The 16,712-nt window shown below is 74.3% G+C and carries 14 protein-coding genes; 2 read left to right on the top strand and 12 right to left on the bottom strand.

All coding sequences use genetic code 11. The features are described 5' to 3' along the window. Positions 1-47 precede the first annotated feature (47 nt). From alaS to ABZU69_RS11115, 6 genes are all read right to left on the bottom strand, one after another. Positions 48-2,726, bottom strand: a complete 2,679-nt coding sequence (alaS, locus tag ABZU69_RS11140; RefSeq protein WP_354964222.1) for an alanine--tRNA ligase — start codon at positions 2,724-2,726, stop codon at positions 48-50. Then, positions 2,723-3,028, bottom strand: coding sequence for a hypothetical protein (locus ABZU69_RS11135; protein WP_354964221.1), 306 nt, complete (start codon positions 3,026-3,028; stop codon positions 2,723-2,725). The genes alaS and ABZU69_RS11135 overlap by 4 nt, the downstream gene beginning before the upstream one ends. A 29-nt stretch (positions 3,029-3,057) precedes the next feature. Next, on the bottom strand, positions 3,058-3,522 hold the full coding sequence (locus ABZU69_RS11130) for a DUF948 domain-containing protein (protein WP_354964220.1): 465 nt from the start codon (positions 3,520-3,522) through the stop codon (positions 3,058-3,060). Positions 3,523-3,676: 154 nt separating this feature from the next. Further along, complete coding sequence (locus ABZU69_RS11125; protein ID WP_354964336.1) at positions 3,677-4,372, bottom strand: hypothetical protein; 696 nt, start codon at positions 4,370-4,372, stop codon at positions 3,677-3,679. A gap of 2,168 nt (positions 4,373-6,540) precedes the next feature. Further along, positions 6,541-8,067, bottom strand: coding sequence for a replication-associated recombination protein A (locus ABZU69_RS11120; protein ID WP_354964219.1), 1,527 nt, complete (start codon positions 8,065-8,067; stop codon positions 6,541-6,543). A gap of 75 nt (positions 8,068-8,142) precedes the next feature. Then, entirely contained in the window at positions 8,143-8,355 is a 213-nt protein-coding gene (locus ABZU69_RS11115; protein ID WP_089016611.1) for a hypothetical protein, read from the bottom strand. 139 nt (positions 8,356-8,494) lie between these two features. Between ABZU69_RS11115 and ABZU69_RS11110 the strand changes: the two genes are divergently transcribed. Beyond that, positions 8,495-9,235 (top strand): N-acetyltransferase, encoded by a 741-nt coding sequence (locus tag ABZU69_RS11110; RefSeq protein WP_354964218.1) that lies wholly within the window; start codon positions 8,495-8,497, stop codon positions 9,233-9,235. Positions 9,236-9,247: 12 nt separating this feature from the next. On the opposite strand, the gene ABZU69_RS11105 is transcribed toward ABZU69_RS11110, so the two are convergent. The 4 genes from ABZU69_RS11105 to aspS all read right to left on the bottom strand — a co-directional run bounded on the left by ABZU69_RS11105 (position 9,248) and on the right by aspS (position 13,946). Beyond that, positions 9,248-10,546: an MFS transporter gene (locus ABZU69_RS11105; RefSeq protein ID WP_354964217.1), complete on the bottom strand. Its 1,299-nt coding sequence runs from the start codon at positions 10,544-10,546 to the stop codon at positions 9,248-9,250. Beyond that, positions 10,543-11,151, bottom strand: a complete 609-nt coding sequence (locus ABZU69_RS11100; protein WP_354964216.1) for a helix-turn-helix domain-containing protein — start codon at positions 11,149-11,151, stop codon at positions 10,543-10,545. The genes ABZU69_RS11105 and ABZU69_RS11100 overlap by 4 nt, the downstream gene beginning before the upstream one ends. 75 nt (positions 11,152-11,226) lie before the next feature. Further along, positions 11,227-12,039, bottom strand: coding sequence for a sugar nucleotide-binding protein (locus tag ABZU69_RS11095; RefSeq protein ID WP_354964215.1), 813 nt, complete (start codon positions 12,037-12,039; stop codon positions 11,227-11,229). Between the two features lie 101 nt (positions 12,040-12,140). Beyond that, positions 12,141-13,946 carry an aspartate--tRNA ligase gene (aspS, locus tag ABZU69_RS11090; RefSeq protein WP_354964214.1) on the bottom strand — a complete coding sequence of 602 codons (1,806 nt, stop codon included), beginning with the start codon at positions 13,944-13,946 and terminating at the stop codon, positions 12,141-12,143. Between the two features lie 153 nt (positions 13,947-14,099). On the opposite strand from aspS, the gene ABZU69_RS11085 reads away from it, so the two are divergent. After that, the gene (locus ABZU69_RS11085) at positions 14,100-14,819 is read left to right on the top strand and encodes a DUF998 domain-containing protein (protein WP_354964213.1); all 720 of its coding nucleotides are present in this window, start codon (positions 14,100-14,102) and stop codon (positions 14,817-14,819) included. A 63-nt stretch (positions 14,820-14,882) separates the two neighbouring features. Here the strand turns inward: ABZU69_RS11085 and ABZU69_RS11080 are convergent, their stop codons facing one another. After that, positions 14,883-15,929: a S1 family peptidase gene (locus tag ABZU69_RS11080; RefSeq protein WP_354964212.1), complete on the bottom strand. Its 1,047-nt coding sequence runs from the start codon at positions 15,927-15,929 to the stop codon at positions 14,883-14,885. 292 nt (positions 15,930-16,221) lie between these two features. Continuing rightward, a complete protein-coding gene (locus ABZU69_RS11075) occupies positions 16,222-16,698 on the bottom strand; it encodes a helix-turn-helix domain-containing protein (protein ID WP_354964211.1) in 477 nt (158 codons plus the stop codon). Between the last annotated feature and the right edge of the window lie 14 nt (positions 16,699-16,712).

Below are 16,712 nucleotides of genomic sequence, written 5' to 3'. Positions count from 1 at the left end.
ACCAGGGCGGACCGATCGGCCCGCCCTGGTCGAACAATGGTCGTCCATCACGCCTCGGTGACCGCCTTCTCGACGGTGAGCAACAGGTTCGGCGCCTCGGCCGCCGGCAGGCCGCCGCCCTGGGCCAGATCGGGGCTGCCCCCGCCGCGCCCGGAGAACGCCGCCTTCACCAGATCCGAGGCGGCCAGGCCCCGACTGCGAGCGGCCTGGTTGACCGCCACCACCAGGGACGCCTTGCCGTTCGCGCGAGCCGCCACCGCGACCACCGCCGGCCGCGACGGGTCGATCTTGCCGCGGATCTCCTGGGCCAGCGTCCGCACATCGTTGCCGGCCGCGCCCTCCGGCGCCTCGGTGCCCACGTACGCCACCCCGCGCACGTCCCTGGCCTGCGCGGCGAGCGCCGCCGCCCCGCCCAGCACCAGCTGGGCGCGCAGCTTCTCCAGCTCCTTCTCCGCGTCCCGGAGCTGGGTGACGGTCTGCTCCACCCGGTCGGCGACCTGGTCGTTCGGCACCCGGTACAGCTCGGCCAGGCGGGAGACCAGCAGATGCTCGCGGGCCAGGAAGCCGAAGGCGTCCATGCCGACCAGCGCCTCGACCCGACGGACGCCGGAGCCGATCGACGACTCGGAGAGGATCTTCACCAGGCCGAGCTGCGCCGAGCGGGCCACGTGCGTGCCGCCACACAGCTCCCGGGCGTAGTCGCCCACCTCGACGACCCGCACCTCCTCGCCGTACTTCTCACCGAAGAGCGCCATCGCCCCGATCCGCCGCGCCTCGTCCAGCGACGTGATGAAGGCGTGCACCTCCAGGTCGGCCAGGAGCACCTCGTTGACCTGCTGCTCCACGTCGTGCAGCACGCTCGGCGACACACCGGTCGGGGTGTTGAAGTCGAACCGCAGGCGGCCCGGCGCGTTCAGCGAACCCGCCTGGGTAGCCGAGTCGCCGAGGAAGTTGCGCATGGTCTGGTGCACCAGGTGGGTCGCGGTGTGCGACCGGGAGATCGCCCGCCGCCGGGTGGCGTCGATCTCCGCGAAGCCGGTCTCGCCTGCACGCACCTCACCCCGGATCACCCGGGCCCGGTGCACGATCAGGCCGGGCACCGGCTGCTGCACGTCGAACACCTCGATCTGACCACCGCCCACGGTGATCATGCCCTGGTCGGGCTGCTGACCACCGCCCTCGGCGTAGAACGGGGTCGTGTCGAGCACCAGCTCGATGGTGTCGCCCTCGGTCGCCGCCTGGCGCGGGCCGTCCTCGCCGAGCAGCGCCCGCACCCGCGACTCGCGCGCCACCTCGCTGTACCCGGTGAACGTCACCGGGCCGTCCGCGTCGAGCACCGACCGGTACGCCGACACGTCGGTGTGCCCGGTCTTGCGGGCCTGCGCGTCCGCCTTCGCCCGGGTCCGCTGGTCGGCCATCAGCCGGCGGAAGCCCTCGCCGTCGACGCGAAGGCCCTGCTCCGCGGCGATCTCCAGGGTCAGGTCGATCGGGAAGCCGTACGTGTCGTGCAGCTGGAACGCCTTCGCCCCGGACAGCGCCGCGCCGCCCGCGGTGCGGGTCTCGGCGATCGCCGTGTCCAGGATCGTGGTGCCGGCGCGCAGCGTCGACAGGAAGGCTTCCTCCTCGGCGTACGCGTACTGTGAGATGCGGTCGAAGTCGGTCGCCAGCTCCGGGTACGACGGCGCCATGCAGTCCCGGGCCACCGGCAGCAGCTCAGGCAGCGCCCGCTCCTGCCAACCGAGCAACCGGATCGACCGGATCGCCCGGCGCACGATCCGACGCAGCACGTAACCGCGCCCCTCGTTGCTCGGGGTCACGCCGTCGCCGATCAACATCAGCGCGGTCCGCACGTGATCCGCGATCACCCGCAGCCGGACGTCGTCCGGGTGCGACTCGCTGGCCACGTGGCCGGAGTGCGCGCCGTAGCGCTTGCCGGTCAGCTCAGCCGCCCGGGCCAGGATCGGCCGGACCTCGTCGATCTCGTAGAGGTTGTCGACGCCCTGCAGGATCGAGGCCATCCGCTCCAGGCCCATGCCGGTGTCGATGTTCTTCGCCGGCAGGTCACCCAGGATCGGGTAGTCGTCCTTGGTGGTGCCCGGACCCCGCTCGAACTGCATGAAGACGAGGTTCCAGAACTCCATGTAGCGGTCCTCGTCGACCGCCGGGCCGCCCTCGCGGCCGTACTCCGGGCCCCGGTCGTAGAACAGCTCCGAGGACGGGCCGCACGGCCCGGGAATGCCCATCGACCAGAAGTTGTCCGCCTTGCCCCGGCGGACGATCCGCGCGGCCGGCACGCCGATCGAGCGCCAGATCTCGAACGCCTCGTCGTCGTCGAGATAGATGGACGGCCAGACCCGCTCCGGGTCGAGGCCGTACCCGCCCTGGTCCTGCGGCTTGGTGATCAGCTCCCAGGCGAGCGGGATCGCCCCCTCCTTGAAGTAGTCACCGAAGGAGAAGTTGCCGTTCATCTGGAAGAACGTGCCGTGACGGCTGGTCTTGCCGACCTCGTCGATGTCCGGGGTGCGGATGCACTTCTGCACGCTGACCGCCCGCTGGTACGGCGGGGTCTGCTGGCCCAGGAAATAGGGGACGAACTGCACCATACCGGCGTTGACGAACAGCAGGTTCGGATCGCTGATGGCGGGCAGCGGAGCGGACGGCACCACGGCGTGGCCGTTCGCCTCGAAGTGGGCGAGGTACCGCCGCTTGATCTCCGCCGTCTTCATCGCTGGTGTTCCTCCGGAAAGATTTCTCGATCACCGATCCGCGGGTCCTCCCGCAACTCGGCGAACTGGTCGTCGAACGCCTCACCCTGGGCGAACGCCTGGTGGATCTCCTGCTCGCGCTCGGCCATCCCAACCCGAACGTCCTCCACGAAGCTACGCAGCGATTCGACCAGCCCGCCAGCGGATTCCGACAACGTGCTGGCGATGCCGGCCGGGGTGTACGCCTGCGCGGTCCGGGTCGCCTTGCGGACCACCACCACGCCGACGGCCAGACCGATGCCGAGCCAGAACAACCGCCTCATGTCTCGCTACCTCCTGGTGGACCGGCCGGTCAGTGGTTGCCGCGCCGGGCGGCCCGCCGCTGCTGCTTGATGGTGTCGCGCACCTCGCGCTCGGTCTCGGCGTGCCGGCGGCTGGCGGCGGCACGGCGCACGCCGTAGCCGAACGCGGCCACCTTGACCAGCGGGTTCGCGGCCGCGGCGGAGACCACGGTGGCCAGGTTGGCGACGTTCGCGGTGACGTTCTGCGCGTGGCTGGTCATCGTGTCGACCTTCGCCAGCTGGAGGTTCACGCCGTCGAGCGAGGTCTGCACCTGCTCCAGGGCGGTGTTGACGTTCTTCACCGTGGTGTTCACGTCACCGAGCAGCGGCGCGGTCCGATCGTTGAGGTCGTTGATCATCCGGGTGGTGGCGTCCACCGTGTGCCGCAGCCGCAGGATGGGCAGCGTCAGGATGAGCACCAGCACCGCGAACGCGCACGCCGCGACCAGCGCCGCAACCTCACCAATGTCGCCCACGCCTGTCCTCCTCAAGCAGAGTTCCTCAGGACCCGACGCCCCCGGAACACACAACCGTGGTACCCGTATCGGGCCCGCCGAGCCGTCACCGGTCAGCGGCAGCGGGGCTCGGGCCCGCCAGCCCCAGACCCTACCGTCCGTGATGGAGACCCGCTCACGACGGTGAGGGCGTCAACTCACCCAGCGGGTCCGCGCTGACGGTCGGGAACGGATCCTCTCCGGTCAGTGACGGATCGGTGCTCGGCTGTGGCCTGGTCCGCTCGTCGTCGATCGCGTTGCGTACCTTCACCGACACCAACGAGCCGGCGCACTCCGCCGCAGCGGCCGACGGCTCGGGAGACGGCACGACCGCCGGTTTGTTGTCGACCGGCGGCGGCACGCAGGTCGGCTCGCGTACCCACAGGTCGAGGGTCAGCTCGTCACGACGCCAGCAGGTGTAGCTGCCCTTCGTCTCCGGCTCCGGGCAGCGGGCCACCTTCCACGGTTGCCAGCCGTCCTGGCGCAGCGCGCTCTCGTAGACCCGCGCCGTCTCCTCCGGCGACTTCTCCGAGGTGACGGTGCGCTCGCGCAGCCGGCAGTCGAGCAGGCACCAGCGGCTGCCACTGACGTCGTCGACCGTCTTCGCGGCGGCCCAGCCCGGCACGTTCAGCTGGTCCAGGTTGTCGAAGACCGGGTCACGGCTCAGCGTACGGATGCCGAAGAAGAGCGGCACCGCACCGAGCAGCACGATGCTGACCAGCGCCAGCACCGCCGCCCGCAGGCGGCGACGCTCGCGCGACTGCCGGCGCGCCTCGGACCGGCCACCCGGGGCAGCGTCGTCGTCGGACACGTCCCGGCCGGGCGCGCGCAGCGCGGGCCCGGCGGTCGGCTCGGGCGCCGGCCGGTCCACCGCGCCAGCCGGCGGGGGCACCACGGCGGCGGCCCGCGCCACGCCGACGGGCTCGCCCGCGCGGCCGGGTGGCGGCACCGGAGCGACGCCGGTCGGTTCGGGGCGGCCGGGCTCCCGGTGCGGCGGCAGCGCACGGCCGGCGGCGCGGTCCGCCGGCGCGGGCCGAACGGGCGCACCGGCGCGGGCCACCCCGGGTACAGCGGGACCGCTGCCGGGCTCGCCGCCCGCTCGCTCGTCGCCACCGGGCGGCTGTGCGGCGCCGGGCGGGCGGACAGCGGCACGGGCCGGGCCGTCCGGGCGGGCGGCGCCCCGGGCGGCAGGCTCGACGCCGGGGGCGGTCCGGGGCGGTCCGTCGGGGCCACGCCGGCCGGCGCCCGAGACCGGCGCGTCGCCGGGGGCGGGTCGGGCCCGGCCCGGCGGGGTGGAGCGGGCGGCGCCCCGGGGCGGTGCGCCGGGACCGGCTGGAGCGCCACCAGGTGCCGGCCGCCCGCCGCCGGCGGGACCGGCGTACGGGTCGTCGCCGCGGTTGCCCGCCGCGCCGGGTCGCCCCGGGCCGGCGGGCACGTCGTTGCCGGGCTCCGCCGACGGGCGGCGGCGTCGACCGTTGGGGTCCGGGGTGTTCGCCGGAGCGCCCCGACGGCCGGCGGGCCGCTCGCCAGCGGCCGGTGGATAGTTCGGGCTCCCGCTCGGCTGCTCACCGGTGGACTCGGGCGTGCCCGGCCGGGCGGCACGGCGACCGGTGGGGGCATTCGCGCCCGGGTCGGGCGGCGGACCGGCGGGCCGGCGGCCGGCGCGCGGCGCGACCGGGTCCGGCACGGCGAGCGGGCCGGGTGAACCGCCGGTGACATCCGGACCCGCGGGCGGCGCCGGACGGCGTTCCGCGGCGGGCGGGGTGCCGCCTCGCCGGTTGACCACCGGCAGGGCGGGGTCGGTGTGCGGCAGGCGGCCGGCCTGGCGCAGCCAGTCGGCTGGCCGCTCCGGGCGCTCCGCCCGGGGCTCGCCGCCGGCCGGCGCGCGTCGGCCCTGCTCGTCCGGGACGGCCCGGCGCCGCCCGGTGCCGCCCGGACCGACGGTGGGCGTGCCGCCGGTGTGACCGGTGGACGCGTCGGGCAGTGCCGGCGCGTTGCCCGATCGGGGCACCACCGGCGCGGCGGGCTCGGCGGCGCGACGGCGACCGCCGGCGGCCGGACGGGCGGGCGCCGCGGGCCCGCGGCCGGACGGCTCCGGTGCGCCTGGGTCGACCGGGCCGGGGCGACGCCGGGCGGTGCGCGGGTCACGGTCGACGGCGGGATCGGGTCGCAGGCCATCGGGGACCGGCGGCGTTGCGCCGGCCGGTGTGGCGCCGGGCCGGGCCGGGCCGGCCGCGGCGGCAGCCCGGGCCGGATCGGGCGCAGGGCCGGCCGCGCGCCGGCCGGCAGGGCCGCCGTCGGTGGGCAGCGGGCGGCCCGGTTCGGTCGGCTCCGGGGCCGGTCGGCGGCCCTGCGGCGCGGCGTCCGGGCGGCGCAGTGGCGGCATCGCGTCCGCCCGGCCGGCCGGCGCGGCGGCGGCCGGCCTACGGCCGGTCTGAGGAGCGCCTGAGGTCGGTGGGCCGGCGGGTGCGCCGGGCGGGACGGCCGCCGGACGGGGCCGGGTCGGGCCGGCCGGCGCGCCGGACGTCGGGCGGGTCCCGGGTGGGCCCGCCGGATCACCGCCGACCGGTCGGGCGACGGTGGGTGGAGCCGGCGGCGGCACGGCGCCACGGGGCCCGGTGCCGGGCACCGGCACCGCACCGCGGCGCGGCGGCTGACCGGGGACGGCGGCGCCGGCAGCGGGCCGGGGTCGGTCGGTGGCGGGCCGCTCGTCCGGCCGGCGGCCCGGCTGCGGCGGCGCCTCGCCCGGCCACGGTCCGTCCGGCGGCGGCACCGGCGCGCCCCCGCGCGGGCCGGTGGGCTCGGCCGGGGCACCGTCGGGGCCCAGCTCGCCGCGCTGCTGCTTGGCCGAGCGCAGGTCGTCGATCCAGCCGAACTCCTCACCGCGTACCGGTGCCTCCGGCTCGGCCTCGGCCCGGCCTCGACCCCAGCGGCGCCCCTTGGCGCGGGAATCGCGCCGCTCGTCCGGGCCCTCGTCCGGGCGGTCCGCACCACGCGACTTCACTGTTGACCCTCTCCTGCGGCGTTCATGCCGCTGTCCTGCATCGCGCCGGGACCAGGCGTGCCCGTCGCGGGACGACCGTTCTCGTCGGCAAGCGCCGGCGCGGTCTGCGCCGTTACGGACGATCCGACCGGCGGGGCCGCCGGAGCCGGCAGCCCGCGCACGATCCGGCGCAGCAACGGCAGCCGGGTGGCCACCGACCGCTCCGCCCCGTGTGGGCTGGGCCGGTAGTAGTCGGTGCCCACCAGGTCGTCCGGGACGTACTGCTGGGTGAGCACGCCGCGCTGGTCGTCGTGCGGGTAGCGGTAGCCGGTGCCGTGGCCCAGCCCCCGGGCGCCGGCGTAGTGCGCGTCGCGCAGCCCGCGCGGCACCGGCCCGCCCTTGCCGGCCCGGACGTCGGCGATGGCGGCGCCGATGGCGGTGGTCGCCGAGTTCGACTTGGGCGCGGTCGCCAGGTGGATCACCGCCTGGGCCAGGTTGAGCTGCGCTTCCGGCAGACCGACGTACTCGACGGCGTGCGCGGCGGCGGTGGCCACGCTCAACGCGGCCGGGTCGGCCATGCCCACGTCCTCGCTGGCGAAGATGACCAGCCGGCGGGCGATGAACCGGGCGTCCTCCCCGGCGACCAGCATCCGGGCCAGCCAGTGCACTGCGGCGTCCACGTCCGAACCGCGCATGCTCTTGATGAACGCGCTGACCACGTCGTAGTGGGCGTCGCCGTCGCGGTCGTAGCGCACCGCCGCCACGTCGACCGCCTGCTCGGCGGTGGCGAGGTCGATCCGTCCGGCGCCGAGCGCCGTGGCGGAGGCCGCCGCCGCCTCCAGCGCGGTCAGCGCCTTGCGGACGTCACCGGCGGCGAGCCGGACCAGGTGCTCCTCGGCCTCGGCGGCGAGGGTGAGCACGCCGCCCAGGCCGCGCTCGTCGGCGACGGCACGGCGGAGCAGCCCTCGCACGGCGTCGTCGTTCAGCGGTTGCAGAGTGAGCAGCACACACCGCGACAGCAGTGGGGAGATGACGGAGAAGTACGGGTTCTCGGTGGTCGCGGCCAGCAGCGTGACCGTACGGTCCTCGACGGCGGCGAGCAGGGAATCCTGCTGGGTCTTGCTGAACCGGTGCACCTCGTCGATGAAGAGCACGGTCTGCGGGCCGCCCGAGCGGCGCTGGCGGCGGGCCGTCTCGATCACCGCCCGGACGTCCTTGACCCCGGCGGAGAGCGCCGACATGGCGACGAACCGGCGGTCGGTGGCCGCGGCCACCAGGTGCGCGATGGTCGTCTTGCCGCTGCCCGGCGGTCCCCAGAGGATCACCGACATCGGGGCGCCGCCGGAGACCAACTGCCGCAGCGGCGCACCGGGGGCGAGCAGGTGGTCCTGCCCGACCAGCTCGTCGAGGTTCGCCGGGCGCATCCGGACGGGCAGGGGCGAATCGTCCGCTACCGGAGTGAAGCCGTCGACACCGGCGGGACCGGCGGGCGCGCTGCGCGGCCCGGCGGGTGCACCGAGGGAGAAGAGAGCGTCGGACTCCATCACGAAGACAGTACCGGGCCGGGCCCGCGACGCCGGAATCGCGCCGCGAGCCGGGCAACCCGTGATCGGTTCCGGTCAGCCACGACCAGGGCGCCGACCCCGGTACCAGCGGCCGCCGCCACCGCCGCGCGGGCCGCTGCCCACGCCACCCAGGTAGAGCGCGAGCAGGAACAGCCCGAGGAGCACGAGAGTGTTCCAGTTGAACAGGTCAGGCGCCCCGAAGTTCGTGTCGAGCAGGTCGATCAGCAGGGCGAAGCCAAAGACGATGGCCGCGAGAATGGCGAGCATGTCGGTCCTCCGGTGGGGGTTCCCAGTAGGTCGGCGCGTGATGTACCCAATCGGTCGACCCGTCAATCTCCACCGTGGATCCGGGCAGTCACCCCGACCCGGCGCGGTCCTCCGTTCCCCGGCTCCTAGGCTGGACGCCATGATCATCGACGACCAGGTGCTCCACGACCGGGCCGACGTCCTGGCCGCCGCCGGCCACCACCCGTTCGCCCGGCACGCGCTCTGGCGCGGCGCGCCGGCACGCGGCTACCGGCGCGACGGCGCGGTGCTCTGGTTGTTGCCGCCCGAGCGCGGTCCTGGCGCGGACGCGATCGGTCCCGCCGGACCGGTGCTCGACATGGTCGTCGCGCTGGTCGCCGACGGGGTGCTGCGGCCGGAGCATCGGATGCACCTGCCCCGGCTCGATCCCGACCTGGTGGCCGGCCGGCTGGCGGTGGCCGAGCACGTCGACTGGGACTTCCACTGGACCGTCGTGGCGCCGCCGACGCAGCCGGGTGAGCAACGGGTCGTCCGGCTCACCGAGGCCGACCATCCGGCGCTCGACGCGCTGATCGACGAGGCGTTCCCGAACACCACCTCCCGGCCGGGTGATCCACGGGTGGTCGACTGGTACGGCATCCGGGCCGGTGGTCGGCTCGTGGCGTGCGGCGCGGACCGCAGCCGGGGTGACATCGGTTTCCTGGCCGGCCTGACCGTGGCTCCCGACCAGCGGGGACGCGGGTGGGGCGCGGCGCTGACCGCCGCGATGACCCGCGCGCTACTGGCCCGCCACGACACCGTCGGGCTCGGCGTCTACCCCGACAACGTCGGGGCGGTACGCCTCTACCGGCGGCTCGGCTTCACCAACACCCACCACCTCACCTCGATCCGCCTTGCCTGAGCGCGCCCCTGCCTAACGGCTGGCGTGCTGCTCGGCGGGTACGGGAGCCAGGGGCGGGTCGGTCGGGTCCGCGGCGATCCGGCGGCCTGCCCGCCAGGCGGGCAGGTAGAGCGGTGCGGCGACGGCCAGCACCACCGCGCCGACCACCATGGCGGTGCCCACACTGGTCGCGGCGGCGAGCGCCGTCAGCACCACCCCGCCGAGCGCGCCGGCCGGCTGCGCCATCATCGAGTTCAGCGAGAGCACGCTGGTCCGGTACGGGCCGTCGACCTGCCGGTGCAGCAGTCCGCTGTGCAGCGGGTTCGACGCGCCGTGCACGGTGTAGCAGGCCAGGTAGGCCAGGAGCACCCCGATGGGTCCGGCGAACAGGCCCATCCCGACCACCGTGATGCCCTGAAGGATGCGCAGCAGGGCCGCGCCCGGCGCGGCGCCGAGCCAGCGCAGCAGCAGCGGTGTCAGCGCCGCGCCGGCCGCCGAGGCGAGCCAGGCGGCCGAGTTGGCCGGCCCGAGCAGCGCGGCGGCACGTTCGGGATCGCCGACCACCTCGGCGAGCCGGACCGGGAGCAGCGACTCGAAGGTGACCATGCCGAAGCCCCAGAACAGCTCCACCGCGACCAGGGCCAGCAGCACCCGGGACCGGCGCAGCAGCCCGACCGCCTCGCCGATCATCCGGGGCGCCTGGACGACCGAGGCCCGCAGTGCCGCCGCTCCGGTGGCCGGGCGCTGCTCCACCAGCAGGACGAGCAGGGCGACAAGCGCCGCCGCCTGGGCGAGGATGGCGACCAGCACGGGCAGCGTGAGCGCGCTGACCGGCCCGATCGGGCCGAGTGCGACCAGGCCGCCGCTGAGCAGCGCGCCGGCGCCGATGGACAGCCCGGCGACGGTGCCGGCGTGGCCGAGCCCGCGCTCGTACTCCGCCTCGGGGTCGGCGGCCACGGTGGCGTCGACGTACCAGGACTCCAACGGGCCGCTGTCCAGCGCCCGGTAGATCCCCTGCAACGCCCAGACCGCGAAGAACAGCACGAACGAGTTCGCCACCGCGAACAGGGACAGCGAGACGAGGTTGAGCGCTCCGGCGGCGAGCAGCACCGGTCGGCGGCCGAGGGCGTCGGCGAGCCCGCCGGTGGGCAGTTCCAGCGCCAGCACCAGCAGCCCCTGCGCGGTGCCGACCAGGCCGATCTGTGGCAGCGACAGGCCGCGCTCCTGCATCAGCAGGATCATCACCGGGATCATCAGACCGGTGGGCAGCCAGCGCAGGCCGTAGAGCGTGAGGTAGCGACGCCGGACCTGGCGTACGGTCAGCGCGCTCACCGGAGGCCCTCGCGCAACGGGTAGGCGGCCAGGAAGACCTGCACCGGGCGGGCCTGCGGGTCGGCGGTGTCGACGGAGTCGGCCTCGCGGTGATACCGCTCCAGCACCTGCCACACCTCCGCCTGGAGTTCCTTCAGCCGGTCCGGCGGGATGGTCATGAAGATGTCGCCCATGCCGATGGCGTCCCGCCAGGCGACGGACCACTCGTGCTGGGTGGTGAACCAGCGTTCGGCGGTCTCGGCGAGGAGGCGTACCTGGTCGCCCTGGATCCACTCGATCGCGGCCCGGGCGTCGGGGTCGTCGTCGAAGTCGGTCGGCTCCCAGTTCGTGACGTCGTGCGCCGCCTGCCACCAGCGCTGCCGTCCGCTGCCCCGGTCGGGATCCTCGGTGACCAGACCGACCTCGGCGAGCTGGCGCAGGTGGTAGCTGGTCGCGCCGGTGTTGGTGCCGAGCAGTTCCGCCAGGGTGGTGGCGGTGGCGGGCCCGTTCACCCGCAGGGCCCCGAGGAGCCGCATCCGCAGCGGGTGCGCCAGCACCCGGACCTGCCGTTTGTCGATCCGCACCTCGCGCGGCGCCGGCCGGGGCGCCTCTTCGTCATCCGCCATGACTGCACACTATCTCTGCACACTTCCTATGCACAAGAGTTGTGCATAGGAAGTGTGCATTCGTGGGGCGGCGGCTCAGCGGGCCAGGAACTCGCGCACCCCGCGCAGCCGGGTACGCAGCAGACCGGCGGCACGGGCGCAGTCCAGGCGGACGTCGCCGGGCCCGGCCAACCCTGCGGCGGCGCTGGTGGTGGTCTTCAGCCCGGCCGAATCGAGATCGAACCGCTCGGCGACCAGCAGACCCAGCTCGGCACGGCTGACCGCGTCCGCGCCGGCCACGTTCAGCGGCCCGGCGTACGTGCCGTCGACCAGCTCCAGCACGGCGTCGGCCAGGTCGGTGACGTCGACCGGGCAGCGGATCATGTCGGTGAACAGGGTGACCCGCCCGGCGAGCGCCTCCCGGCAGAGCTCGATCTGCTTGCTGCCCTCCCCCAGGATCAGCGAGGTACGCACCAGCGCCGCACCGGGATCGACCGCCCGCACGGCGGTCTCGGCCGCCGCCTTCGCTGCCCCGTACGCGTTCACCGGGCTCGGCGGCTCGTCGTCGCCGTACGGCTCGGCCCGGCCGCCGTGCAACGCGTCGCTGGACATGTGGACCAGCCGGGCGCCCACCTCCGCCGCGGCGACCGCCACGTGCGCAGCCCCGTCGGCGGTGACCGTCCAGTCGTCGTACCGGTAGGGGGTGGAGACCACCGCGTCCGGGCGCACCTCGGCCACCAGCGCGCGCACGGCGGCCCGGTCGGTCACATCCAGCCGGCGCACCGCGACACCCGGCGTGGTGATGTCGCCGGAGTGGCACGTGCCCACCACCGACCATCCAGCGCCCGAAGCCCGCCGGCACACCTCCCCGCCCAGAAACCCACTGGCCCCCACCACGAGCACCCGCATGCCACCACTCCCCCGTCGACGATCAAGAGGTTTGCGTCATCCCGACCGAGCGATGATGACGCAAACCTCTTGATCAACCAAGCAGGTGCAGGGTGGGTCGGTCAGACCGGGTCGGCGACCGGGGCGGCGGGACCGGCGGTGCCGGTGTGCGCGGTGGCCGGGGGCTTCGGCTTGGCGTCGACGCCGGCCTCGGTGCGCTGCTGCGCGGTGATCGGCGTCGGTGCGCCGGTCAGCGGGTCGAAGCCGCCACGGGTCTTCGGGAACGCGATCACCTCGCGGATCGAGTCCGCGCCGGCGAGCAGCATGCAGACCCGGTCCCAGCCGAACGCGATGCCGCCGTGCGGCGGGGCGCCGTACTTGAACGCCTCCAACAGGAAGCCGAACTTGTCCTGCGCCTCCTCGGGGGTGATGCCGAGCAGGTCGAAGACCCGCTTCTGCACGTCGCCCCGGTGGATACGGATCGACCCACCGCCGATCTCGTTGCCGTTGCAGACGATGTCGTACGCGTACGCCAGCGCCCGGTCCGGCGCCTCCTCGAACTTGTCCACCCACTCGGCGTTGGGCGAGGTGAACGGGTGGTGCACCGCCGTCCAGCCGCCCTCGTCCGTGCGCTCGAACATCGGCGCGTCGACCACCCAGCAGAACGCCCAGGCGCTCTCGTCGATCAGCCCGGCCCGCTTGGCGATCTCGACCCGGGCGGCGCCGAGCAGCTCCTGCGCCTCCCGGGTGGTGGCGCTGGCGGCGAAGAAGACCGCGTCGCCCGGCTTGGCGCCGACCGTGTCGGCGAGCCCGGCGAGGTGCTCGGCGGAGAGGTTCTTGGCCACCGGGCCGCGTGCCTCGCCGGTCTCGGCGTCCAGCACCACGTACGCCAGGCCGCGCGCGCCACGCGCCTTCGCCCAGTCCTGCCAGCCGTCCAGCTCCTTGCGGCTCTGCGCCGCGCCACCCGGCATCACCACCGCGCCGACGTAGCCGCCCGCGTCGATCGCCCCGGCGAAGACCCGGAACTCGGTGCCGCGCAGGTAGTCCGTCAGCTCGGTCAGCTCGACGCCGTAGCGCAGGTCCGGCTTGTCCGAGCCGTAGCGGGACATCGCGTCGTGCCAGGTGATCCGCGGGATCGGCTGGCTGATCTCGTGCCCCGCCAGGTCCTTCCAGAGCGTCGAGACGATCGCCTCGCCGAGGTCGATCACGTCGTCCTCGGTGACGAAGGACATCTCGATGTCGAGCTGGGTGAACTCCGGCTGCCGGTCGGCGCGGAAGTCCTCGTCCCGGTAGCAGCGGGCGATCTGGTAGTACCGCTCCATGCCGCCGACCATCAGCAGCTGCTTGAACAGCTGCGGCGACTGCGGCAGCGCGTACCAGCTGCCCGGCTGGAGCCGGACCGGGACCAGGAAGTCGCGGGCGCCCTCGGGCGTCGACCGGGTCAGCGTCGGCGTCTCGATCTCCAGGAAGTCCCGCTCGTGCAGCACGCCCCGGGCGAGCTGACTGGCGCGCGAGCGCAGCCGCAGCGCGCTCGCCGGGCCACTGCGGCGCAGGTCCAGGTAGCGGTACTTGAGCCGGATGTCGTCACCGGCCTCGATCTGGTCGTCCACCGGCAGCGGCAGCGGCGCCGCCTCGGAGAGCACCTCCAGCTCGACGGCGGTCACCTCGACCTCACCGGTGGGCAGCTCCGGGTTCTCGTTGCCGGCCGGCCGGCGGGTCACCTCGCCGGTGACCTTCACGCAGAACTCGTTGCGCAGCGCGTGCGCGTCCTCCTCGCGGAACACCACCTGGACCACGCCGGAGCCGTCGCGCAGGTCGACGAAGATGACGCCGCCGTGGTCGCGCCGACGGGCCACCCACCCGGCGAGCGTCACCGTCGTGCCGGCGTCCGTCGCGCGCAAGCTTCCGGCATTGTGGGTACGGATCACGGCTGGCAACTCCTCATCGTGGAACAGTCCTCACCGGCATTCTGTCAGGGGCGGCAGTCGTTGTTCCGGGGCACCCGGCAGGCCGGGTGATCTGTCGGTGGGCAGCGCGGCGAACCCCGGTTCGCGGGCCGCCGCGACGGTTAACGTGGCCGAATGCGCGCCGTACCGAACTGGGCCGTCGCCACGGCCGCGGCCGCACCCGTGCTGCTGGCGACCGGTTGGACGGTGGCGCAGGCCCGGCAGCCCGCCGGGTACGACCCGATCCGGGACACCATCAGCGAGCTGGCGGGGCAGGACGCCACCGACGCCTGGATCATGATCACCTGTCTGGTGCTGCTCGGCTGCTGCTACCTGGCGGTGGCCGCCGTGCTGCACGCGGCCGGGCTGCCCAGCCGCTTCCTGCTCGCGATCGGTGGTGTGGCCACCATCGCGCTGGTCGCCTTTCCCCGGCCGCCGGTGGGCGGTTCGCTCAGCCACGGCATCGCGGCGACGGTGGCCGTCCTCGCCCTGGTGCTGTGGCCGGCCGGCACGGCGCTGCGGCTGCCGCGCGGCCCGAACGCCGCGCACCCGGAGGCTCCGCAGCCGCCGTGGGCGTTCCGCCGAACCGTGGGGTTGAGCGCCACGCTCGCGCTGCTCGCCCTCTTCGCCTGGAGCGCGTTCGAGGTGACCAGCGGATCCCGGACCGGGTTGGCCGAGCGGGTGACGGCGGTGGCCGTGTCGCTCTGGCCGTTGCTGGCGGTCATCTCGGCCCGGCAGGCGCATCTGGCGTGGGCCACCGCTGGTGCCACATCCGTCGGTCCGGCCCTGCCGGCGGCTGGTGTCGTACCCCCGGATCCCCTGCGACCAGCGGACGGGCCCGATCGGCTCGCGTGAGGCGGGCCCCACACGCGGCGCGGGCCGCCGGAGGACTCCGGCGGCCCGCGGGCGGTGGATCGATCAGAAGACGCTGACGCCGTAGCGGCTCAGCGCCTCGGTGACCGGCTGGAAGTAGGTGGTGCCGCCGGTGCGGCAGTTGCCGCTACCGCCGGAGGTCATGCCCAGGGCGGTGCCGCCGCTGAACAGCGAGCCGCCGCTGTCGCCCGGCTCGGCGCAGACGTTGGTGCGGATCAGGCCGGAGACCGAGCCCTCGGCGTAGTTCACCGTGGCGTTGGTCGCGTTCACCGAGCCGGAACGCAGGCCGGTGGTGCTGCCGGAGCGCTGCACCGACTGGCCGACGGAGGCGTTGCCGGCGCCGGTGATGTCCCGGTAGCTGCCGTTGTAGAGGTAGACGTTACCGGCGGCGTTGGCGGAGTTGCTGTGCCGCACGATGCCGTAGTCGTTGCCCGGGAAGCTGGTGCCGGTACGGGTGCCGATCAGCGAGGTCTGCCCGGAGTTCGAGTACCAGCTCGCCGAGATGTTGGTGCAGTGCCCGGCGGTCAGGAAGTAGTAGGTGCTGCCGCTGCGCACGTTGAAGCCGAGCGAGCAGCGCCCGCCACCGCCGGCGTAGATGGCCTGGCCGCCGGAGATGCGGGTGCTCAGCACGCCCGCCTCGGCCTCGACCCGGACCGCGCCGTTGGCCCGCGCGGCGGTGGCCTTGACCCGCTCCAGCTTGGCACCGGTGACGGTGCTGTCCACGGAGACGACGACCTGGTTGGTGACCGGGTCGCTCCACCACGCGGTGCCCGGGATCTTGGCCGAGCGCTCCAGGTCCGCGGTGGCCCGGTTGAGCTCGGCGGCGCCACGGGTGACGTACCGGACGGTGGCGCCGGCGTTGCTCGCCTTGCGGGCGGCGACCGCGTCGGTCACGGTGACGACGGACTTGCCGCTGGCGTCGATGTACGAGCCGGCGGAGCTGTCGCCGAGCTGTGCGGAGAGGGCGGCGGCGGCATCGGGCGAGGCGGCGGGGGCGGCCTGGGCGGGCGCGCCGATGAGCGAGCCGGCAACCAGGGCTCCGGCCACGGCGGCGGTGGCCGCAACACGGAGTGATGACCTCGTGGTTCGCATGTAACAAACCTCCTGGGCGGGGGAACGGGTCTCGCCGGGGTGGCGAACCCGCGGGGGCCACCCGGCCGATCTGGGAAAACCGGCCAAGTGAACTGAAGTATTCACATGCATAAGATCATTCGCAAGACCTGTTTCACCCGGATTCGCCGATCCGCGCCGGTCACATGGCCGCAACACCTCGGACACGCTCGCGGACGCCCACCGTCACACCGAACCACCGCCGGATCCCTTCCGGACACCACCTGCCGTTAGACGCCGCAGCGCGGCAACGGACGGCGGGCGGCGGTCCGCGTCAGGGGGTACGGCGACGGGCGCCGGGGCCCGGCCGGGGCACGACGTCGCGGTGCCGGCTCACCTCGTGCCCGTCCGCGCAGCGCAGCTCGACGCGCACCTCCGCGCCGCAGTCCCGGTGACCCACGCTGATCGGTGAGCCCTCCGGGTCGGCGAGGTGGCGGTCGCCCCACCCGAGCACGGCGACCAGCACCGGCCACAGGTCCAGGCCCTTCTCCGTCAGCCGGTACTCGTGGCGTAGCCGGCTGCCCGGCTCGCGGTACGGCTCGCGGCGCAGCACGCCCTGCTCCACCAGGGCGGCCAGCCGGTTGGTCAGCACCTGGCGTGGGATCCCGGTGCGCACCCGCATGTCGTCGAAGCGGCGTACGCCGTTGAACACCTCGCGGAGCACCACGAGGGTCCACCGCTCACCGAGGATCTCCATCGCGCGGGCGATGGTGCAGTTCTCCACCGACCAGTCCAGTGCCGCGGGTTTCATCCGACCAGGCTAAG

The sequence above is a fragment of the Micromonospora sp. NPDC005206 genome, from assembly GCF_040608175.1.
Taxonomy (GTDB): Bacteria; Actinomycetota; Actinomycetes; order Mycobacteriales; family Micromonosporaceae; genus Micromonospora.
Note: the sequence above shows the minus strand (reverse complement) of the source record. Positions and strands in the feature narration are given on the sequence as shown.